This is a genomic window from Roseibium denhamense, from assembly GCF_009711415.1.
GTDB lineage: Bacteria > Pseudomonadota > Alphaproteobacteria > Rhizobiales > Stappiaceae > Roseibium > Roseibium denhamense.
Genome location: NZ_SMLZ01000113.1, coordinates 173,887 through 194,234, shown reverse-complemented (window position 1 = coordinate 194,234; position 20,348 = coordinate 173,887). Strand labels below are relative to the sequence as shown.

Below are 20,348 nucleotides of genomic sequence, written 5' to 3'. Positions count from 1 at the left end.
ACTCCGGCACTGGATAGGGATGGCCAAGGGGATCTTATGACACTGGTTTTCAAAATCGTTCCGAAATCGCTCTGGGAAACGGCGCTCGCCGAAACGGTTTTCAAGGGGGCTCCGGTCGATTTGGCTGATGGTTTCATTCATTTCTCCACGGCGGATCAGGTCTGGGAAACAGCTGCCAAGCATTTTGCCGCTCAGAGTGGGCTGTTGCTGGCTGCCTTTGATGCAGGGGCGTTTGGAGATGCGCTCAAATGGGAGCCGTCCCGCGGCGGCGCGTTGTTTCCGCACCTCTACAGGGATCTGGACCCGGCATCGGCCCTTTGGGTGAAGGAGCTGCCGCTCTCGGAAGATGGAAGCCACGTTTTTCCGGAGTTGTCCGCATGACACTGTCCTGGTTGGATGCCGCATTGTTGAAGGGACTCAGCTATCTGGACGCGGAAACGGCCCACCGCGTGACAATTCAGGGTTTGAAAACAGGGCTTCTCCCGGCGCGGCGTTCCCCGGCGGATGCCAGGCTTGCGGTCAAGCTCTGGGACCTTCGTTTCGAAAATCCGCTCGGAATGGCCGCAGGCTTCGACAAGAATGGCGAAGTTCCGGACGCGCTCTTGAAACTGGGATTTGGCTTCACGGAAGCCGGCTCTGTCACACCTTTGCCGCAACCGGGTAACCCCAAGCCCCGCGTTTTCCGGCTGCCGGAAGACGAAGGCGTCATCAACCGGTTTGGGTTCAATAATGACGGGCACGAGGCGCTCCGCCGCCGCCTGGATGCGCGCAAGCGGGCCACCGGAATCGTCGGCGTGAATGTGGGAGCAAACAAGGACGCGGATGACCGCAATGCCGACTATGTCGCAGGCATTCATGCATTTGCGGATATCGCCTCCTATTTCACGGTCAACATTTCCTCGCCCAATACACCCGGCCTGCGCGACCTGCAGGCCCGGTCTGCTCTGGCCGATCTTCTGACAGGCGTGATTTCCGCACGGGACGAGTGCACACATAAGCTCGGCCGCCGGGTTCCGGTCCTGTTGAAAATCGCCCCCGATGTGGCCGATGGTGATCTGCAGGACATAGTCGAAGAAGTGGTGGCCAAAAATGTTGATGGCCTGATCGTCTCCAACACGACCATTTCACGTGACGGCCTGAGCGGACATGGACCGCATTCAGAAGCGGGGGGATTGTCAGGCCGGCCTCTGTTCCACAAATCAACGGTCATGCTTGCGCGCGCGCGCAAACTGGCCGGGCCGGACCTGCCAATTGTCGGCGTTGGCGGGATCGACAGCGCTGAAACGGCCTGGGCAAAGATCACCGCAGGGGCGGATCTGCTTCAGCTCTATTCGGCGCTTGTCTTCAAGGGGGCAGGGCTGGTTACTGAAATTCTGTCTGGCTTGTCCCGCAAGTTGGATGAGCAAGGCCTTCCGGATCTCCGCGCTGCGCGGGATACGGCCGTTGATACATGGGCCCAAAAGGACACCTGATCAGCCTGCCGCCTCAAGAAAACGTTGCGTCTGCCCGCCCCTTGCAGGCGAGCAGAAGGCTGACGCCCCTTATGCCGAAAAACAACAGGAATGCGGCCCACAGGCCGTGATTGCCGAAGGCTGGAAAGAGCGCGTAGTAGGCCGCAAGATAGACCGCAAGCGAGATCAGCATCATATTGCGCATTGTCGTGGACCAGGTTGCCCCGATAAACACCCCGTCCATCTGAAACGCGAGCACGCCGAAGAGCGGCGCGAACACAGCCCAGATCAGGAATGTTTCGGCAAACGCGCGCACCTCCTGAGACGTTGTCATGAACGCGATCAGCATCGGGCCAAACAGCCAGAAAAGCACGGCCAGGATGCCTGCAAGCGCAAAGCTCCACAGAGCGGTCAGCTTCAAAGTGCGGTCAAATGCCGGGCGGTGTCTAGCGCCAACGGCGCGGCCAGCGAGTTGTTCGGCTGCGGCGGCTAGGCCATCGAGAAAGAAGGCCGCCACCATGATGAATTTTTCAAGGATCGCATTGGCAGCGAGAATTGTATCGCCCTGATCGGCGGACCGTGCCATGAAAAACGCGAATGCAAACAACAGCGTAAACGAGCGGATCATGATGTCGCGGTTGAGTGCCATCATGCGCAGGACCAAGCGCCGGTCCAAAATCACGGCTACGGTTGGCCAGGTCTTGCGTTTCTGGGTGACGAGTACGAGACCGGCGCCAAGACCTGCAGCCGCGATCTCACTGACAACGGTCGCCCAGGCAACACCTTCAACGCCCCAGCCAAGCCCTAAAACCAAAAAGACGCTGAGGACAATGTTCAGGCCGTTCAAGAACAGCTGCAGAGCCAAACCGGTTCCGGCGCGGCCAAGGCCGATAAACCAGCCGAGGAAAGCGTAATTGGCCAGCAGGAACGGCGCGCTCAGGATACGGATTTCGAAGTATCGGGCGGTTGCCGCCTGGACCTCGTCACTGCCTCCCAGGAACCAAAGCCCGAGCGCGAGCAGCGGGGCGCTCAGAACGATCACGGCCAGGCCAAAGGCACCCGCGAGCAACAAGGCACGTAGCAATGTGGCCTTGATTTCTTGGTCATTGCGGGCGCCGAGTGCCTGCGCGGTGAGGCCGGTGGTACCGGACCTCAAGAAATTGAAGGTTGTGAAGACCAGATCGAAAATCACACCACCAACGGCTATGCCGCCAATGAGCGCTGCGTCCCCGAGGCGCCCGATGACGGCCATGTCCACGAGGCCAAGCAGCGGCGTGGAGAGATAGCCGAGCGTCATCGGAATGGCGATCGCAAGAACCGATCTGTGGGTGACGCTAAACGGCTCTGCGGTGATGGAGGGGTCGTGACGGGGCTGTGACATGGCGGGCCTTTTGAAAGGTAAGCCCTTATGAGCGTGCAGTGCCTGCCACGTCAACCATTACGATCCTCACCGTTCGTGTCTGGATACTCGGTGCCCCAATCGTAGAGCGCATTCATAATCGGAGCGAGCGCGTTTCCTTTTGAAGTTAAAACGTATTCTGCCCTGGGCGGATGGTCGGAATAGATTTGCCGTTCGATGACACCTTGCTGCTCGAGGCGCTTCAACCTGTTGGACAGTGTGTTTGGAGATAGCCCCAGCTCGCTTTGAAGGTCCTGAAAACGGCGGCGTTTTCCTTCCAGGAAAAACTCCCGGATGATGAGGAAAGACCATTGATCGCTCAAAACGCTGGTCGCGCGGCGGATGGGACAGTTCTGGCGTGATGTAATTTTCATGAGGGTCAATTTAGTGAGGGGCTTGTAATTTGTGAAGTCACTATCAAATTTGTAGTTGCTATCAATTAGGAACTAACGGAGTTATGTGATGTTCATGCTGTTCCTGGATATTTATGTTCGTAGCCTGGCAACGGTGTTGCCGGTTTTCGCGGTTTTGGCTGCCGCGTTGGCCGCCAGCCGGATGAGCCTGTCCTGGCGGGAGACGGCTCCCGCACTCATCGTCCTGGGCCTTCTTTTCGGAGTTTGGCACGGGCTAACGGTCTATCTGCTAAGCCCTGGGTTTTTAGGGGGAAGCGGCGCAATCTTGCCTGCCGGATACCTTGCCGCTTTTCTCATTTCGGGACCGCTTCTTCTGGTGCTGATGGGCAGGGCAACCCGACTTGGGCGGAATATTTTAGCTGGTGCTGATCAACGGATCCTCATCGGGTTTCAAATCCCGAGGGTTATCGGTTTTGTTTTTTTGGTCGGTTGGGCGGCTGGGGATATTCCATGGCAGTTTGCGCTGCCGGCCGGCGTCGGCGACGTCTGGGCAGGGATTGCGGCCTTGCAGGCCTTCAATGCTCTTCAGGCAGGCTCTGCGAATGCGGAACGGCTGGTTTGGCGGGCCAACATTATTGGGCTGCTCGATTTTGCTGTCGCGGTGGGGACTGGAATAGCAACGTCTGCCGGGCCTCTTCAAGTTTTGGCGTTTTCCGAGCCCAACATTGCAAACCAGTACCCGCTGGCCCTTTTCCCGCTGTTCTTCGTACCGATTTTCCTGGCGGCTCATGTGTTTTCAATTTTGCGGTTGAGCCGCCGCGGCCATCCGGAAACAGCTCCGGCGTAAACACCGGGAACACGTCCAAGCTGGCGGTGGCAACAGCGCCGCCAGCGAAAAAGAAGCTTCTGTTTTGTCCTCATGCAAGGTTAGCTGGCATTCAAGAACCCGCTATAGTGTGGCGATGAACCTTCCGATCGTTCACCACCCGGCCTATTGCGCCGATCTGCCTGCCAATCACCGTTTCCCGATGGACAAATTCCGGGCGCTTGCGGACCTCATTCGCACACAGGGTTTGCTGGGCGGAGGAGATTTTGTACGGCCCCGGCCAGCGCCCTTTGAGTGGGTCGCGCTGGCTCATGACCCGTCTTACGTGGATCAGGTCTTCAACACACAGGTGCCCGACCGGATTGCCCGTGAAATCGGGTTTCCCATGCGCGAAGACATCGCGCTTCGTGCAAGATGCGCGACGGGCGGAAGTGTTCTGACAGGTTATCTGGCACTGGAACACGGTCTTGCCTGCAACACAGCCGGAGGGAGCCACCATGCCCGCCGGGCCCATGGTGCCGGCTTCTGTGTGTTCAATGATGTTGCTGTTGCAATCAAGGTGATGCAAGCCGACGGTGCCATCCGCAAGGCACTGGTGATTGATCTCGACGTTCACCAGGGCGATGGAACGGCAGACATCTTCTCCGGTGATCCTGATGTCTTCACATTCTCCATGCATTCGCAGAAGAATTATCCGGTGAGAAAAGTGCCTTCTCATCAGGACATCGGTTTGCCCGACGGCGTTGGGGATGAGGCCTATCTGGAAAAATTGGCGCAGGTTTTGCCGGGGCTGCTGGCCCGGGACGCCTGGGATATCGTTTTCTACAATGCCGGGGTCGATCCTTATGCCGGGGACCGCCTGGGCCGTCTTTCCCTCAGCCGGGAAGGCCTCCTGCGGCGCGAACTCATGGTCATCGGCTCCGTCAGGGAGGCCGGGATACCACTTGCCGGGGTTCTGGGCGGGGGATACTCCACCGACATTGATGAGCTGGCGGACCGGCATGCAACCTTGCACCGCGCCGCACTTTCGGTGTGTTGCGACGCCAAAGGCCGTCAACTGGAAGCTTCCACGGGCTTGCTTGCCGGCAACAAGACTTGATGCGGAGACCAGCGGCCGAGTCCTTTGGGGTTTTGCAAGGGGATTCTGCCAAGCAGAACCAGGTCCGATCAGCCGCTTAGTTTTGCTCAAAACGGTCGTGGCAACCGCTTAAGAGCCTGATTTTCCCATGGAAAACAGACGCGTCAAAAGCCAGATCGGGATCACGACGACAGCGCCGATCACAAAGTAGCTTCCGATCCGGCCCAGAGCGTCAAAGCCCAGGTTCCACAGCCGGACGACGAAATTTACCGCCATGTCGATGAGGTCTAGCGGGGCAATATCGAGCGCGGACAGAATGACGCCGACAACGAAAGACAAGAACACAAGACGCAGCAGAACCTGCGCGGGCGTGCCGCCGAGGAATCGGTTCAAGCTGTTCTCGGACATGTATTTCTCCTGCGATTGTCCCGCTGTTTTGAAAGTTAGGAAGGTGGACGGGCAATTGCAACGCGGATGACCGGTTCTTAACCGCATAATACGGCAGGACACGCCGGGATTAATTGTACGGGGTGGCGCAATTGGCAAAATACTCGTTCGTAACCTGCAAAGACAGAAGTTTCAGAATATCATATGTATCGTCTCTGGAAGTTGTGAGACGTAATCAACGAATATCCCACACTCGTGCACGTGACCTTCTTCCAGCTTGTACTGCGAAAGACACAAGGCGGCCGGCCCCATGATACGGCTTGCCTGAGGGTAACTCACACGCAGTCAGGGTAGCTTGCCCCTTGGGATCGGAACGGCATCCGCAGCCAGCATGTCCGGTGTCAGGGTCCGAATGGGAACAGGAGTTTCTCAGTCCGGCAGGCGAAAACGTTCTCCTGGCACGGTGCGGTATTGCCCGATCCCGCATCGTGCTTCATTCCTCAAAAGCTGACATGCGCACATCAGGCTCAAGCACGGTGTTCGTCTGGCCGTTGTCGGCGTCGGGCGGGGGTGCCGAGAGGGATTGTCTTTGCCACTGCCGAAATCCGCTCATATCCCGCACCTTGCGTGGCGAGACTCCAAACCAGCTCTTTACGGCCCGTGAGAAGGTGCTGAGTTCGGAAAAACCGAGCAGATATGCGATTTCCTTCATCGGCATATCGGTGCTCTTGAGGTAACGTTCCGCCGCAGATCTGCGGATTTCTTCGTTGAGTTTGCGGAAGCTGGTGCCTTCCTTTTCCAAGAGGCGCTGCACCGCGCGCTGGGACATCCCCAGTTTGTTGGCAATGGCCGGCAGCGTGGTAGCGCCCTGGGTCAAGCTGGCTGCGACTTCATTGGCAATGCGGGACAGCGGCGATTCGAATTGACCGAAATGGTTGAGCTCGCTGGTCGCCGAATTCATGATGATGGCGTAGAGATTGGGATCGTTCCGCCGGAGCGGCTGTCCCAGAAGCGTCTTCGGGAAGGAAATGCGGTTGGCGGCGGCTCCGAACTTGAGACGCCCCTGATACTTGCGCTGGAAGTTCGACTGGCTTTCCGGTTCGGCCGCTGCAATCTCAATCAGGATCGGCGGGACGGCCATATCGAGGGCAAGCTCGATCTGCTGCGTTGCCCAGCCGATACGGGCGAACATGTTCTGCCGCCACTCGCCCCGGCCGTGCAGGATTGGCCACTCAACATAGGCCCCTGTTTCCGTTTCCTTGAAGGTCAATTCGTAGGCGTTGGTCCGGATCGGCATGAATTTGGCCCATGCCTGGCAGGCTTCGCGCAGGGTCGGGGCGCATGCAAACAGATAGTCAAATATGGAGAAGCAGCCAATTTCGACATTGTTGAAGAGGTCGAACATGATGGCGTCATTGCCAAGGCGCTCGGCGGCGTACTCAAACACGCCATGCCATGCTGGAATGGAAACGATCCCTTGCGGGTCATCTAAAAGAGCGAGGTCGAATTTATACGTTTCCGCAATGTGCGGCCAATCAAGATTGTCTTTGGCACACACATCCCGCAGGACCCGGAACACGTCTGCGCGCGCCCATTCGCCTTCAATTGGCATTCGAAACTCCAGCTGGCCCGTGCAGTCCACCCTGCTGCAACTTTGCATCACTGGACAGTCTTACGCAAGTTTTGGCGCAATTGGCCAAAAATATACGATCTTGTGACCGCAGAACGGCAGATACCGCCCTCCGGAGAAGGCGGTATCTTGATGGGTCAGGCCGCGTCTTTTTGAGCCGCTTCGGCCTTTGGCGCAAACTTGCCGTAGAAGCGCTCGTTTTCCTTCGCCATGTCCCGCAGCAGCTTGTTCGGCTTGAAGCGCGGTCCCCATTTCTTTGTGAACTTCTTGCAAAGGTCCACAAAGGCGGTGGTGCCCATCATGTCGATATAGCTGAGGGTTCCTCCGGTATAAGGCGCAAACCCGAAGCCCAGGATCGAGCCGACATCTGCTTCGCGAACATCGGTCAGGCATTTTTCTTCGAAAATGCGGGCTGTCTCCAGCGCCTGCATCACCAGAAGACGTTGCTTGAGTTCCTCGATGTTGAAGCTTTCAGCGGGCTTCGGCTGGCCGACAACGTCCGGAATACCTGGCCACAGGCTCTTGTCCTTGCCCTTGTAGTCGTAGAAGCCCTTGGCGTTCTTACGTCCGAAACGTTCCTGCTTGACCACCATTTCTTCCAAAATGTTGTCGAGCGGGCCTTCCACGTATTTGACGCCGAGGTCCTTGCGGGTGGCAGAGACGATTTTCCAGGCAAGGTCGAGTGCGACTTCGTCGCCGAGTGAGAGTGGCCCGACCGGCATACCGGCCATCTTGCCCGCGTTCTCGATCATGGCCGCGGGAACGCCGTCCGCCAGCATCATCAAGCCTTCGCGGATGTAGGTCATCACCACACGTGACGTGTAGAAGCCTCGGCTGTCATTCACGACAATCGGCGTCTTCTTGATGGCCTTGATGTAGTCGAGCGCCATGGCAAGCGCCCGGTCAGAGGTCTTCTTGCCCATGATCACTTCCACGAGCATCATCTTGTCCACTGGTGAGAAGAAGTGGATGCCAATAAAGTTTTTCGGCCGTTTGGAGGCCTGGGCGAGGGACGTGATCGGAAGTGTGGACGTGTTGGACGCGTAGATCGCCCGCGACTTCATGGCAGCTTCCGCTTGTTCGGTCACGGTCTTCTTGATCTCGCGATCTTCGAAAACAGCCTCAATCACCAGATCGCATTCCGCCAGCTGGTCATAGTCAACGGTTGCCGTGATCTTGGAAAGCAGCTTTTCCTTTTGCTCTTCCGTTGCGCGGCCACGCTTGATTGCCTTGCCCATCAGCTCTTCCGAATGGGCCTTGCCCTTGTCCGCAGCTTCCTGGTCCCGGTCGATCAAAACGACTTCGATCCCGGCCTGTGCGGTGACGTATGCAATGCCCGCGCCCATGAAACCTGCGCCCAGAACGCCGATTTTCTTGATCTTGTTCGGGCGCTGGTCTTCAGGACGGCGCGCGCCTTTGTTCAACTCCTGCATGGAGACGAACAGGGAGCGGATCATGTTGGCTGCTTCTGGCGTCTGCAGGACTTTGGCGAAGTAGCGGCTCTCAACCTGCAAGGCGAGATCCATCGGCAGCTGGAGGCCCTCAACAACGGAGTGCAGGAGGTAGCGGGCGCCGGGGTAGTTGTCGAAGGTCTCGCGGCGGTAGATCGCGTTGGCCGCCGGCCAGAACTGGAAACCTGCCGGGGAATAGACCTTGCCGTTCGGCAGCTTGTAGCCCTTCTTGTCCCACTCCTTGACCGGATCCAGACCGGCTGCCAGCATTTTCTTGGCGCTGGCGACCAGTTTTTTCGTGGTTGTGACTTCGTTCACCAGCTTCATTTGCTTCGCATTCGGTGCGCGCAACGTGCGGCCCTGCAGCAGGAACTGCATGCCCTGCTGGCCATCGGCCATCCGCATCACGCGCTGCGTGCCGCCCGCGCCCGGGAAGAGCCCGACCTTGACTTCCGGCAGGCCCATTTTCAGGTCTTCATCGACGACGCGTGCATGGCAGGCGAGGGCAAGTTCGGTGCCGCCGCCCATGCATGTGCTGTTGACCGCTGCAACAAACGGTTTGCCGCAGGTTTCCAGCTTTCTGTAAACGAGCGTCAGTTTGCGGGAGCCCTCAAAGAGCATCTTGGCCGCTTCTTCCGGATCATCGCCGCGCTTGACGTGAAAGTCCTTCAAAAGGCCTTCCAGCATGGTCAGATCGGCGCCGCCGGAAAAGGCGGACTTGCCGGATGTGATGACAGCGCCTTTGATGCCGTCGTCGCCAGCAACCTGGTCAATGACCGCGTCAAGTTCGTCCATGACCGATAGGTCGATGACGTTCATGGATTTTTCCGGCATGTCCCAGGTTATCAGCGCAAAGCCGTCGGCATCCGTTTCAACGGTGAAATTCTTGTAAGCCATTGTTCTTTTCTCCTCCGTTCAGCCTCAGACGCGTTCGATGATGGTTGCCGTGCCCATGCCGGCCCCGATGCACAGCGTGACCAGTGCCGTATTCAGATCACGGCGCTCCAGCTCATCCAGAACCGTGCCGAGTATCATGGCACCGGTGGCGCCAAGCGGATGCCCAAGGGCGATGGCGCCGCCGTTCACATTCACGGTTTGCGGGTCAAGATCGAAAGCCTGCTGGTAGCGCAACACGACCGATGCAAAGGCTTCATTGATCTCGATGAGATCGATGTCCTTCATCTCCATCTTGGCGTTTTTCAACAGCTTTTCCGTAACGTCGACCGGACCGGTCAGCATCAGGGCGGGCTCGGAGCCGATGTTGGCAAAGGCCTTGATGCGCGCGCGCGGCTTCATGCCGATGGACCGGCCTGCGGTCGAAGACCCGATCAGAACTGCTGCCGAGCCATCAACGATGCCCGAGGAGTTGCCGGCATGATGAACGTGCTTGACGTTTTCGATTTCCGGATGGGCCTGGATGCCGACCGCGTCGAACCCGCCCATGCTGCCCATCATCTCGAAAGAAGCGTTCAGTGAGGCGAGCGACTGCATGTCCGTTTCCGGGCGCATGTGCTCGTCCTTGGCAAGGATCGTGATGCCGTTGATGTCCTTGACTGGAACAACGGACTTGGAAAACCGGCCTTCGTCCCAGGACTTGCCCGCGCGTTTCTGGCTTTCAACGGCATAGGCATCGCAGTCATCGCGGGTGAAACCGTATTTCGTTGCGATCAGATCGGCGGAAACGCCCTGCGGCATGAAGTAAGAGGGGATGGCGACCTGCGGCTCGATCGGCCAGGCGCCACCGGAGGCGCCGAGACCGACGCGGCTCATGCTTTCAACACCGCCGGCAATCACCAGCTTGTGCTGGCCGGACATCACTTGAGCCGATGCCATGTTGACGGCGTCGAGACCGGACGCACAGAAGCGGTTGATCTGCATGCCTGGAACCGAGGTGTCGTAGCCCGCCGCAAAGACGGCTGCGCGCGCTATGTCGCCGCCGGCCTCGCCAACGGGATCGACGCAGCCGAGCACAACGTCGTCGATCTTCTGCGTTTCCAGGCCGTTGCGGTCACGCAAGGCCTCAAGGGCGGTTGCGGCCAGGCGGACGGCTGGAACCTCGTGCAGGGAACCGTCTTTCTTGCCGCGACCGCGCGGTGTCCGCACGTGGTCATAAATATAGGCTTCAGGCATCAGATCCTCCTCTAGATCGGGATGACCTCATTTTGCATCCGGCAATGGATGACCGGGCATGAGGTTATAAGGGTGGTCCCAGCCTGGCAGCGTTTTGATCCGCTCCAGCCAGGTTGTCAGGTTAGGGTATTCAGTGAGATCGATGCCGGCTTCGCCTTCGTAGTACATGTAGCTGCACAAGGAGAAGTCGGCCGACGTTGCTTTGGCGCCGATGGCGAAATCGGAAGCGGCGAAATGTTTGTCCAGAATGTCCAGCGCTTTGCGGATCCGGCCATCCAGGAAGGCGGTGACGTCGTTCTCGCCGGTCTTTGCAAGGCTGCGCATGAACCGCAGGGAGCCGAGCTGCCCGGAAACCTTCTGGTTGTCGAAAACCGTCCAGCGCAGGATCTCTCGGCGTTCTGCATCATTGTCCCAGCTGAATTTCCCAAAGACTTCGCCGAGGTAATCCATGATCACGGCCGACTGTGTGAAGAGTTTGCCATTGTGATCGAGAACCGGGACTTCGCCCAGTTCATTGAGGTTCTTGCGGAAGTCCTCGGTGCGGGTCTCTCCGTTGAAGAAGTCGACCCACCGGGCTTCCCAATCCGCTCCGCACAAGTTCAGCATGAGAGCGACTTTGTAGGAGTGCCCGGATTGGGCCATACAATGAAGAACGTACTCAGCCATTGATAAATTTCTCCCTGGCATTTCATGAAGGTAAGGTGACCCTACACCTTAGGTAGAAGAAATGCGCGGGTGAAGTACGGCCCGGCGGACGCCGGGCCAATCCGGATCAAAACGCGTCGGCGGACAGGCCCATGACGGTGTCGGCCCCGGCCGAAATCCGTGCAAGGTGAGCGCCGGTTTCAGGCATGACCCGTTCCATGAAGAATGTTCCGAAGGCCAGCTTGTCGGACAGCCACTGTTCCTTGCCATTCGCCCCAGCAGAGATGTGCTCCGTGGCGGTCTTGGCGATCTTGGTCCACATGTAGCCCATGGCCACGAGGCCGAACAGATGCATGTAGTCAACCGATCCGGCACCGGCATTGTCCGGGTTCTTCATGGCGTTGTTCATGAACCACATGGTAGCGGCCTGAAGATCGTCCGCGCCTTTCTTCAGCGGGCCCGTGAAGGCCGCAAGCTTTTCGTTGTCTTTTTCTTCCTTAAGGAAAGAATTGACCTCGTTGAAGAAGCTCATCACCGCACGGCCGCCATTTGCAGGCAGTTTCCGGCCGACCAGATCGAGGGCCTGAATGCCGTTGGCGCCTTCGTAGATCATGGCAATCCGCGCATCGCGCACGAACTGCTCCATGCCCCATTCACCGATATAGCCGTGGCCGCCATACATTTGCTGGGCATCGACTGCGTTTGCAAAACCGGTATCGGTGAGAACACCTTTGAGCACCGGCGTCATCAAGCCCATCATGTCGTCGGAAAACTGTTTGGTCTTGTCGTCCTCAGAGCGATGAGAGACATCCCCGTGGAGCGCTGTCCAGATGACCAGAGCCCGGGCGGCCTCGTTGAAAGCCCGGATCTTCATCAGGGTCCGGCGGACATCCGGGTGCACGATGATCGGGTCGGCGGCCTTGTCCGGGTTTTTCGGTCCGGTCAAAGAGCGGCCCTGGATCCGGTCCTTGGCATAGGTCACAGCATTCTGATAAGCGACTTCCGACTGCGACAATCCCTGAACGGCCACACCAAGGCGGGCTTCGTTCATCATCACGAACATGGCGCGCAGGCCCTTGTTCTCTTCGCCCACGAGCCAGCCGGTCGCATCATCGTAGTTCATGACGCAAGTGGCATTGGCGTGAATGCCCATCTTGTGTTCGATGGAGCCGCAGGACACGCCGTTGCGGTCGCCGCAGGTCCCGTCATCTGCAATCTGGTTTCGCGGCACCACAAACAGCGAAATGCCCTTGTTGCCTTCCGGAGCCCCTTCAATGCGCGCAAGCACGAGGTGGATGATGTTCTCCGACATGTCGTGTTCGCCGGCGGAGATGAAGATCTTCGTGCCGGAAATCTTGTAGGAGCCATCCGCCTGTGGAACGGCTTTCGAGCGGATGAGACCCAAATCCGTCCCGCAATGCGGCTCGGTGAGATTCATTGTCCCGGTCCAGCTGCCGTCGATCATTTTTGGCAGATACTTCTGCTTCTGCTCGTCCGTCCCGTGAATTGTCAGGGCCGCGATGGCGCCAGCCGTGAGGCCCGGATACATGGAAAATGCCATGTTTGCGGACGAGGCATACTCGTTGAAGATCGTCGCTAGCGTGTGCGGAAGGCCCTGTCCGCCATAATCCGGATCGGCAGACAAAGTGCCCCAGCCGTTCTCGCAAAATGCCTCATAGGCTTCCTTGAAGCCCTTGGGCGGGGTCACTGTGCCGTCCTCGTGGCGCGTACATCCTTCGTGGTCACCGGACTGGTTCAGCGGCTGCAGGACTTCTTCCGAAAACTTCGCGCCTTCCTTCAGGATCGCTTCAACAAGATCGAGGGGGGCATCGGCAAAGCCCGGCAGATTGGAGTACTTTTCGTACCCGAATACATCTTTCAACAGAAAGAGAGAGTCGTCGACAGGCGCTGAATAGCTCGGCATGGAAATCCTCCCAGATTCGCCACAAAAGACTTATGCATGACGTTTCCGTAAACGTCACCTTGAGGTCTTATATACGCGTGTTGTTCATGTCCGGCAAGTGGTGTCGTAAGGGAAAGTTATTCAAAAAATTTGGCCCAAATAGGTCTATTCGTGCATTTTTCGGTGCCGCGGCCTCAGGTTCTGTGTTTTGAAGGCCGGTTTTTGAAGCTTTTAGAAAATGGAATCCGCGCCCCTGAAAACGGAAAACGCCGCCGGGCGTGGAGCCGGGCGGCGTTCATCGAAACGGTGATCGATGGCTGCAAAGAGCTTATTGTGCTTCCTCAGCTTCTTTGTGCTTGAGCATGCCGGAGACAATTTCAACCGTACGGCTCAGCTCTTCGATGGCCTGCTCGATGTTCTGGCGCTGGTCTTCCAGCACTGCGATCTGCTCGTTGAATTTGGACAACGCAACGCGCAACTGTGTGACCTGACCATCTCGCAGGTCGTAGAGGTCCAGCATGTCGCGGATTTCGGAAAGAGAGAAGCCGACGCGCTTACCCATCAGCACCAGTTTCAAGCGCGCGCGGTCGCGGCGGTTGTAGACGCGGTTCAGACCGTCCCGCTTCGGATTGATCAGGCCTTTGTCTTCGTAAAACCGCAAGGTCCGGAGGGTGCAGCCGAATTCCTTGGCAAGGTCGCCGATGGAAAACTGTGTCTTTTTGGTGCTGTCATCCGCTGCTGAAACAACTTCAGCAAGGTCTTCCCCGTTGAGGATTGATAGCGCTTCACTCATAGCCGTAGTGTCTCGTCTTTTTTTCCGCCGTTGACCGGCGTCTGTTTCTGATTTGAACGTCCCGCAACCCTGCGCCAGGAGCTCTATCCTTGGCAGTGAGCCTGAACATCTGACGCAAGCACAGGAAAATGGTCCGATTTCTTTCCCGTTTATTAGCTTACGTTTGCGTTAAGGTCCAGTGGGGGATGGCCGTGCTGTCAAAAATCGTTAATAGCGGATTGAATGATTCGGCCGGAAGTCTGCTTTTGTGAAAAGTTATCCGAGGTAAATTCAACCGTTTTCGCAATTAGCAAGCCCAATTAACGGCCTGTTTACCCTAACCCGACAAGGTTGCTTTAAACGCTGAGCACAGTTGCGGCATTCTGGTCGCCGGTGCACAGCCCGCTCGATTGACTGGTCGGAAGACCGAAAGCCCCAGGGTCAAGATATGCCGGCTTGGAAAAAAAATGAGGCAGGACGCCGCAGCCGCGACGCCTACGGAACCCAAGAATACCAAGATGCTCCGCGCCGGGAACCGGCACGCACCCGCATTGAACGTTTGACGCGGACCGCAACGGCTTTGGGGGCCTCTGATCCCTATGGCGTCCCGCATGAAGCCCACGATGAAGACCTCAACGCGGTGGCTGACGAGCTGGACCGCCTGCTTTCCGAACGCGGAGATCGTTCCGCCCAATCCAAATCAAGGCCAGCCCGCAAGCAGCGGCCGTCGCGGCAACGGCCCGATGCGCGCAGCAGTGGACTTGATGATGTGATGGGCGCGCTGGACCGGCTGGACGAACAGGTCCGTGGTCTCGCGGAACCGGCCTACTATGAAGATGAGTATCCGGAGGAGCGGCGCGGCAGCCGTGCGGGCACCTATGCCATAGACAATCTGCCGCCCGAAGACTCTTACGAAGATGAGTACGACGACTATTATGATGATCGTGATGATGATCATTACGCCCATGCCCGTTCCGGTAAGGATGTAAGGCGCGGCAATGGTCCGCAGCGGGATGCGTCCATGCATATGTATCGCGATCTGGGCCGCCGGATCGATGCATTGCGGGGGCCGCAGGAGCAGGCTCTTGCCCATGTCCGCACCGAGCTCGGATCGCTGCGGGATGCGCTTGGCGGCTTGGCCAAAGGAACAAGTGACACGGTCGGCCGTCAGAACGCGGAATTGCGCCGCCTTGCCGATATGGTTGAGCGGCTGCGGTCGGACAAAAAGAACGACCAGCTGGCAAAAGAAATCCGCAAGGAAGTTACCGAGCTGAAATCCATGGTGGGCCGGACCAATGTGGAAGGGGCCTTGCAGACCCTCGAGCATGGATACGCTCACATTCTTCAACGCCTGGACGAGTTGTCCCGCGCCTCGGTCGATCCGCGGGTGCTGCGCGGCGTCACCATGCGGTTGAATGAAATCGAAGATGCGTTCGCGGCCTTGCCCCGGTCGGAGCACATGGTGGTGCTGGAAGACCGGGTGATCAGCATTGCCGAGCGCATGGAAGAGCTTCTGCAGCACAAGAACCATGCAGACATCGAGCCCCTGAGGGCCGAACTGAAGGACGTGCGCAGCTTTGTCGAGCAGATCGACATCAAGGGCCTTGTGGAAGGCATCGACGACCGCATGAAATTTGTTTCAAGCCGTCTCGATGATCTTGAGGTTCTGGCGCGCGAGCAACGCGGGCTGGATTCGCGTCTTTCGGCAATGGAAGAACGCATGCCGGAGCCGGAGACCATCAGCAGGCTGCAGGGGCGCCTTGAGGACATTGTCGGCATGATGGCCGATGACCGGGCATCACCTGCCGACAGCCAGCATCTTGGCCAAGTTGACCGCCGTTTGAACGAAATTGCCGACCGCCTTGAGCGCATGGAACAGGCAGAGCCGTTGCCGGCCGGGGATTCCAAGGCCTTTGAGGCGCTGGAAAAACGGCTTGAGACGATTTCCGGCAAGATCGACGCAATCGAAAAGCGCAGCGCCCGCCCGGTTCCCGTGCTTGACGCGGCCAACATGCGCGCCGGAAACGGTCCCGACACACAGTTCATGAGCCAATTGCAAGAACGGCTTAATGATCTGACAACACGTCTCGATGGCCCGAAAGACGGTGTCACCACCGCTGATCTGGACAAATTGCGTGCGGAAATCGGCCAAATGCGGGCGTCCGTCGAACCTGCTTCCACTGATGCGCTCGAAAAGCGGATTTCGGATCTGGCGCAGATCGTCTCAAAAGGCGGCGATGATGCAGATGACGGACGGCTCGACCAACTGAGCCAAAAAGTGGCGGCCCTGGCAGACCAGATCCAAAGCACGTCTTCCAAGGCCTTGAGCTTCGACCAGTTCGCGCCGATCCTGGAGCGCATTGAAACCGGAATGCAGCGGACCCGCAACGACGTTGCCGATATTGCGAAAAAGGCGGCGGTTGAAGCGGTCTCAAAGGCGCCTGCTCAGAAAAACACGCAATATGATGACGCGATTTCCTCGTTGCAGGGCGACCTGAAGCGCCTTCTGGACGCCGCCGAAGGCAGTGATGAACGCACACGCAACACGTTTGACAGCGTGAAAAACGTTCTTGGCTCGATCAATCAGCGGCTTGATCACCTTGAAAAAGCCGACATACGCCCGCCCGAGGCGGAAAGCCGTGCTCAGCCGGTAGCTGCGTCCGCCTTCTCGCCGATCAAGGTACAGGAGCCGGCACCGCTGTTTTCGAATTCACCGAAGCCAGCGGCGCAGGACAAACCTGCCGAACAGGAAGCAGCTGCCGAGGCGGCGCCATCTGCTGCCCCGGCCGACCCGCAAGACCGTGCCCGTGACCGGAAGGCCGACTTTATTGCTGCCGCACGGCGTGCGGCTCAGGCAGCGTCCGCGGAAGCGGCCCATTTGGAAAAGTCCCGCAAGCCGGATCCGGCCGGAGACGACGCCAATGAAGAGCGCGGGAAGGCGCGCATTGGATGGTTGCGCAACGTCTTGAAGCGCGATAAATCCGAAGCCCCTGACAGCGCCCAGCCCGAACCGGAAACGGAAGAAGCGCTCGATCTGAGCGGGATGGAAGACAGCGCCACCCGCTATCCCGAGGATGAGGCCGCGGTTCTGCCAGGCGACAGACCGGCGCCGGACGCTGACCAAGCCGGGTCCGGCGGCCGCCGCAGAGCAATCATGTATGCCGCTGCCGCAGTCGTTTTGCTGCTCGGCACGTTGACGGTCTATCGATTTGCAACCGATGGCGGCGAGCCTGGACAGCCGGTTGCCTCCGCGCCGGAAGGCACTGTCACCACGGAAGAGCCTGCAGCGGTAGCGGCCCTGTCCGACACACCGGCAGTCTCCGCGGCAGATGACCAGCTTTCGCCGGAAACACCGGTTGGGCAGGATCCGGAAATGGCTGACGCTGCCGGGTCTGCCCCTCCTGCAGGCTCGGAAGAGGCGGGTGCTGCGGTCGCGGCGAACCCGGAAACGGCCTCGGCCAATCAGCCTGATGAAGATGCCGTGGCCTTTGCACCGCCTGTGGGCGTGGACAATGGCTTTACGAATGATCCGGTTGCGCCGGCAAATGGCTTTACCGCGTCCGGTGAAGGCGCCCCTGTATCTCCCGCCAATCTGATTGCCAGCCTGCCGCCAGAAGAAATCGGGACAATGGCCCTTCGGAGCGCGGCGGCATCCGGTGACCCGGCAGCTGAGTTCATGGTTGGCGTCAAATACACCGAAGGCGACGGCGTTCCTGCAGACTTGTCAAAAGCGGCCGTGTGGTACCAGAAAGCGGCCGGCAAGGGACTGGCGCCGGCTCAGTACCGGTTGGCGAGCCTTTATGAAAAAGGGCGGGGCGTTGAAAAGGACGTGCCGAAGGCAAAGGCCTGGTACACACAGGCTGCTGAAGCTGGGAACGCCAAAGCCATGCACAATCTTGCGGTCATTCATGCAGAAGGCGGCGGTGGCCAGCCGGATTATGCCGCTGCGGCCAAATGGTTCGAGGAAGCCGCCAATTACGGCGTAAAGGACAGCCTGTTCAACCTTGGCATTCTTTATGCGGGCGGCATCGGCGTCGACAAGGATTTGGTCGCCAGCTACAAGTGGTTCGCAATTGCCGCCGATCAGGGCGATCCGGAAGCGGCAAAACGCCGTGACGATGTTGCCAACATGATGGACGAGGAAACTCTGGCGAGTGCACGGCTGGCGGTTGAGAACTTTGCTCTGAAAACACCGATCCCGGCTGCCAACAAGGTGACAACCCAGCCGGATTGGGCGGAGACGCCGGCAACACCAGCTGCAAGTCAGGCTTCGGCTCCGTCAGCCGAAACAACCGACATGATCCGCCAGGCTCAGGAAAAGCTCAACTATCTGGGTTTCGACACAGGCTCACCGGATGGTCAGATGGGACCGCGCACCCGCAGCGCAATCCGGGCATTCCAGCGCAGCCTGGGCCTTCCGGAAACCGGAACCGTTGACCGACGGCTTATCGAAGAACTGAACAGTCAGGCAATCTAATCAATTTTGCAGCGATCCGATGAAACGTCAAGGCGTCCGGTTGACACACCGGGCGCCACCGGTTTTTAACCACTTAATTGTAAGTTCCCGCAGTGTTATCTGCAGTTCCGGCGTGATCAAGTGCAATTATATCTGCCCATAGCCGAGATTCCGGTCAATATCTTCGTGATTTTTGGCATGGGCGGCGCTGTGGGGTTTTTGTCGGGCTTGTTTGGCATTGGCGGCGGCTTCCTTCTCACGCCGCTGCTTATCTTTTCAGGCATTCCGCCGGCGGTTTCGGTCGCCACCGTGACGACGCAGGTCGTCGCATCGTCAGCCTCGGCGGTGATCACTTACTGGCGCCGGAAGGCGATTGACCTCAAGCTCGCTTCAATCCTTCTCGCAGGTGGTATTTTCGGCTCATTCCTCGGGGTTATTCTGTTTGACGTCCTTCAGGAGGTCGGCCAGCTGGATCTGGTCATCTCGCTGTCTTACGTCACTTTCCTTGGCGCAATCGGCGGTTTGATGCTGGTGGAATCGGTTCGCGCGATCCGCAGACGCAAGGCCGGCGCCCCGCCGCGCGCGCGCAAACCGGGGCAGCACAACTGGATCCATGGGCTGCCGCTCAAGGTCCGCTTCCGGCGGTCCAAGCTCTATGTCAGCGTGATTCCGGTGATCACGCTTGGGGCAATCATTGGTTTTCTCGGCACTGTTCTTGGCATCGGTGGCGGCTTCATGATGGTGCCTGCGCTGATTTATCTGTTGCGGGTTCCAACAAGCATCGTTATCGGAACGTCGCTGTTCCAGATCCTGTTCACAATGGCGGCGGCAACAATTTTTCATGCAATGGGAACCAAGACGGTCGATATCGTTCTTGCCATGACCCTGATGGTGGGCGGTGTGATTGGGGCCCAATTCGGTGCGCGCATGGGGCAAAACCTCAGAGGCGACCAGCTGCGCTTGCTGCTGGCGTTGCTGGTTCTGGGTGTCGGTCTGCGGTTCGCGGTCGATCTGCTTCTTATTCCGGATGATCTTTATTCGATCGCAATTCGGAAAGGAGCCGGCTCATGATGCGGTTTGTCCTTTCCGTGATCCTCTGGTTCTGTGCACCGTTCGGCTTGTCCTTGGCGCAAGAAGAGGACCGTTCGCAGACAGGTCATCTCGTGACAGCGGTGTCGTCAGACCGGATCTCGATCCAATCCAATTTCACTGGAACCGAGATTGTCATTTTCGGTCAGGCCGAGCATATCGAGCACCAGCCGAATGCGCCTGGCGGCTATGAGCTGGCAATCATCGTGGAGGGACCCTCCCAAGACATTACAACACGCCGCAAAGGCCGATTCTTTGGGGTTTGGGTCAACCGTGAGGCGGAGACCTTCCGGCGGGTCCCTTCCTTTTACGCTGTTGCCAGCACCGATGATATTGGGGACATGGCCCACCGGTCCATACTCGACGATCTCGGTATCGGACTGAACCACATCAACCTTGCTATCACCGGGTCTTCCAATGTCGCCCTGTCGGACCGGGACGATTTCCGCCGGGCCTTTATCCGGTTGCGCCAGGAAATGGGGCTTTACTCGGAACGGGAGACATCGATTGAATTTTTGACGGAAACAATGTTCCGCACGAACATCCCTTTGCCCGCCAATATTCCGGTCGGGCAGTACAAGGTGCGCAGCTATTTGTTTAACCAGGGTGAGGTCATTTCCAAAACGCAACAAAGCCTGCGGGTCGCAAAAACCGGTTTTGAGCAGTTTACCTTCAATCTCGCGCAGGACTACTCGCTGCTTTATGGAATTATGGCTGTTGCGCTTGCGATCTTCACCGGGTGGCTCGCCGGCGTGATTTTCCGTAAAGACTGATTTGT

Annotated in this window: 16 protein-coding genes; 7 read left to right on the top strand and 9 right to left on the bottom strand. The window is 58.3% G+C overall.

Going from position 1 to position 20,348, the window contains the following annotated elements:
• Positions 1-36 precede the first annotated feature (36 nt).
• Both E1180_RS17260 and E1180_RS17255 read left to right on the top strand, forming a co-directional pair.
• Positions 37-381 carry a DUF952 domain-containing protein gene (locus E1180_RS17260; protein ID WP_155192963.1) on the top strand — a complete coding sequence of 115 codons (345 nt, stop codon included), beginning with the start codon at positions 37-39 and terminating at the stop codon, positions 379-381.
• Positions 378-1,472, top strand: a complete 1,095-nt coding sequence (locus E1180_RS17255) for a quinone-dependent dihydroorotate dehydrogenase (RefSeq protein ID WP_155192961.1) — start codon at positions 378-380, stop codon at positions 1,470-1,472. Before E1180_RS17260 ends, E1180_RS17255 begins: the two co-directional genes overlap by 4 nt.
• Before the next feature lie 13 nt (positions 1,473-1,485).
• Here the strand turns inward: E1180_RS17255 and E1180_RS17250 are convergent, their stop codons facing one another.
• Together E1180_RS17250 and E1180_RS17245 are read right to left on the bottom strand one after the other, a co-directional pair.
• Positions 1,486-2,832: an MATE family efflux transporter gene (locus tag E1180_RS17250; protein WP_155192958.1), complete on the bottom strand. Its 1,347-nt coding sequence runs from the start codon at positions 2,830-2,832 to the stop codon at positions 1,486-1,488.
• A 50-nt stretch (positions 2,833-2,882) separates the two neighbouring features.
• A complete protein-coding gene (locus E1180_RS17245; protein ID WP_155192956.1) occupies positions 2,883-3,224 on the bottom strand; it encodes a winged helix-turn-helix transcriptional regulator in 342 nt (113 codons plus the stop codon).
• An 88-nt stretch (positions 3,225-3,312) separates the two neighbouring features.
• Here E1180_RS17245 and E1180_RS17240 point away from each other — a divergent pair, with 88 nt between their 5' ends.
• Both E1180_RS17240 and E1180_RS17235 read left to right on the top strand, forming a co-directional pair.
• Complete coding sequence (locus E1180_RS17240) at positions 3,313-4,050, top strand: hypothetical protein (RefSeq protein WP_155192954.1); 738 nt, start codon at positions 3,313-3,315, stop codon at positions 4,048-4,050.
• A 115-nt stretch (positions 4,051-4,165) separates the two neighbouring features.
• The gene (locus E1180_RS17235) at positions 4,166-5,128 is read left to right on the top strand and encodes a histone deacetylase family protein (RefSeq protein ID WP_155192951.1); all 963 of its coding nucleotides are present in this window, start codon (positions 4,166-4,168) and stop codon (positions 5,126-5,128) included.
• Between the two features lie 108 nt (positions 5,129-5,236).
• Here E1180_RS17235 and E1180_RS17230 read toward each other — a convergent pair whose 3' ends face one another.
• The 7 genes from E1180_RS17230 to E1180_RS17200 form a co-directional block, all read right to left on the bottom strand.
• Positions 5,237-5,515, bottom strand: a complete 279-nt coding sequence (locus tag E1180_RS17230; RefSeq protein WP_155192949.1) for a DUF6460 domain-containing protein — start codon at positions 5,513-5,515, stop codon at positions 5,237-5,239.
• A gap of 472 nt (positions 5,516-5,987) precedes the next feature.
• Positions 5,988-7,106 carry an AraC family transcriptional regulator gene (locus E1180_RS17225; protein ID WP_155192946.1) on the bottom strand — a complete coding sequence of 373 codons (1,119 nt, stop codon included), beginning with the start codon at positions 7,104-7,106 and terminating at the stop codon, positions 5,988-5,990.
• A gap of 155 nt (positions 7,107-7,261) precedes the next feature.
• Complete coding sequence (locus E1180_RS17220) at positions 7,262-9,472, bottom strand: 3-hydroxyacyl-CoA dehydrogenase NAD-binding domain-containing protein (RefSeq protein ID WP_155192945.1); 2,211 nt, start codon at positions 9,470-9,472, stop codon at positions 7,262-7,264.
• Positions 9,473-9,496: 24 nt separating this feature from the next.
• Positions 9,497-10,705, bottom strand: coding sequence for an acetyl-CoA C-acetyltransferase (locus tag E1180_RS17215; protein ID WP_155192943.1), 1,209 nt, complete (start codon positions 10,703-10,705; stop codon positions 9,497-9,499).
• 27 nt (positions 10,706-10,732) lie between these two features.
• Positions 10,733-11,371 carry a glutathione S-transferase family protein gene (locus E1180_RS17210; protein WP_155192941.1) on the bottom strand — a complete coding sequence of 213 codons (639 nt, stop codon included), beginning with the start codon at positions 11,369-11,371 and terminating at the stop codon, positions 10,733-10,735.
• Between the two features lie 106 nt (positions 11,372-11,477).
• Positions 11,478-13,274 carry an acyl-CoA dehydrogenase C-terminal domain-containing protein gene (locus tag E1180_RS17205; protein WP_155192939.1) on the bottom strand — a complete coding sequence of 599 codons (1,797 nt, stop codon included), beginning with the start codon at positions 13,272-13,274 and terminating at the stop codon, positions 11,478-11,480.
• 307 nt (positions 13,275-13,581) lie between these two features.
• Positions 13,582-14,046 (bottom strand): MerR family transcriptional regulator, encoded by a 465-nt coding sequence (locus E1180_RS17200; protein WP_155192937.1) that lies wholly within the window; start codon positions 14,044-14,046, stop codon positions 13,582-13,584.
• Positions 14,047-14,473: 427 nt separating this feature from the next.
• Between E1180_RS17200 and E1180_RS17195 the strand changes: the two genes are divergently transcribed.
• From E1180_RS17195 to E1180_RS17185, 3 genes are all read left to right on the top strand, one after another.
• Complete coding sequence (locus E1180_RS17195) at positions 14,474-18,502, top strand: peptidoglycan-binding protein (RefSeq protein WP_155192935.1); 4,029 nt, start codon at positions 14,474-14,476, stop codon at positions 18,500-18,502.
• 120 nt (positions 18,503-18,622) lie between these two features.
• Positions 18,623-19,552: a sulfite exporter TauE/SafE family protein gene (locus E1180_RS17190; protein ID WP_283404537.1), complete on the top strand. Its 930-nt coding sequence runs from the start codon at positions 18,623-18,625 to the stop codon at positions 19,550-19,552.
• Positions 19,549-20,343, top strand: a complete 795-nt coding sequence (locus E1180_RS17185; protein ID WP_208997204.1) for a TIGR02186 family protein — start codon at positions 19,549-19,551, stop codon at positions 20,341-20,343. Before E1180_RS17190 ends, E1180_RS17185 begins: the two co-directional genes overlap by 4 nt.
• The last annotated feature ends 5 nt before the right edge of the window (positions 20,344-20,348 follow it).

Excerpts from the sequence above, each read along its gene's own strand:
- E1180_RS17260 (WP_155192963.1), top strand. The coding sequence starts at position 37 with ATGACACTGGTTTTCAAAATCGTTCCGAAATCGCTCTGGGAAACGGCG.
- E1180_RS17255 (WP_155192961.1), top strand. The coding sequence starts at position 378 with ATGACACTGTCCTGGTTGGATGCCGCATTGTTGAAGGGACTCAGCTAT.
- E1180_RS17250 (WP_155192958.1), bottom strand. The coding sequence starts at position 2,832 with ATGTCACAGCCCCGTCACGACCCCTCCATCACCGCAGAGCCGTTTAGC.
- E1180_RS17245 (WP_155192956.1), bottom strand. The coding sequence starts at position 3,224 with ATGAAAATTACATCACGCCAGAACTGTCCCATCCGCCGCGCGACCAGC.
- E1180_RS17240 (WP_155192954.1), top strand. The coding sequence starts at position 3,313 with ATGTTCATGCTGTTCCTGGATATTTATGTTCGTAGCCTGGCAACGGTG.
- E1180_RS17235 (WP_155192951.1), top strand. The coding sequence starts at position 4,166 with ATGAACCTTCCGATCGTTCACCACCCGGCCTATTGCGCCGATCTGCCT.
- E1180_RS17230 (WP_155192949.1), bottom strand. The coding sequence starts at position 5,515 with ATGTCCGAGAACAGCTTGAACCGATTCCTCGGCGGCACGCCCGCGCAG.
- E1180_RS17225 (WP_155192946.1), bottom strand. The coding sequence starts at position 7,106 with ATGCCAATTGAAGGCGAATGGGCGCGCGCAGACGTGTTCCGGGTCCTG.
- E1180_RS17220 (WP_155192945.1), bottom strand. The coding sequence starts at position 9,472 with ATGGCTTACAAGAATTTCACCGTTGAAACGGATGCCGACGGCTTTGCG.
- E1180_RS17215 (WP_155192943.1), bottom strand. The coding sequence starts at position 10,705 with ATGCCTGAAGCCTATATTTATGACCACGTGCGGACACCGCGCGGTCGC.
- E1180_RS17210 (WP_155192941.1), bottom strand. The coding sequence starts at position 11,371 with ATGGCTGAGTACGTTCTTCATTGTATGGCCCAATCCGGGCACTCCTAC.
- E1180_RS17205 (WP_155192939.1), bottom strand. The coding sequence starts at position 13,274 with ATGCCGAGCTATTCAGCGCCTGTCGACGACTCTCTCTTTCTGTTGAAA.
- E1180_RS17200 (WP_155192937.1), bottom strand. The coding sequence starts at position 14,046 with ATGAGTGAAGCGCTATCAATCCTCAACGGGGAAGACCTTGCTGAAGTT.
- E1180_RS17195 (WP_155192935.1), top strand. The coding sequence starts at position 14,474 with ATGCCGGCTTGGAAAAAAAATGAGGCAGGACGCCGCAGCCGCGACGCC.
- E1180_RS17185 (WP_208997204.1), top strand. The coding sequence starts at position 19,549 with ATGATGCGGTTTGTCCTTTCCGTGATCCTCTGGTTCTGTGCACCGTTC.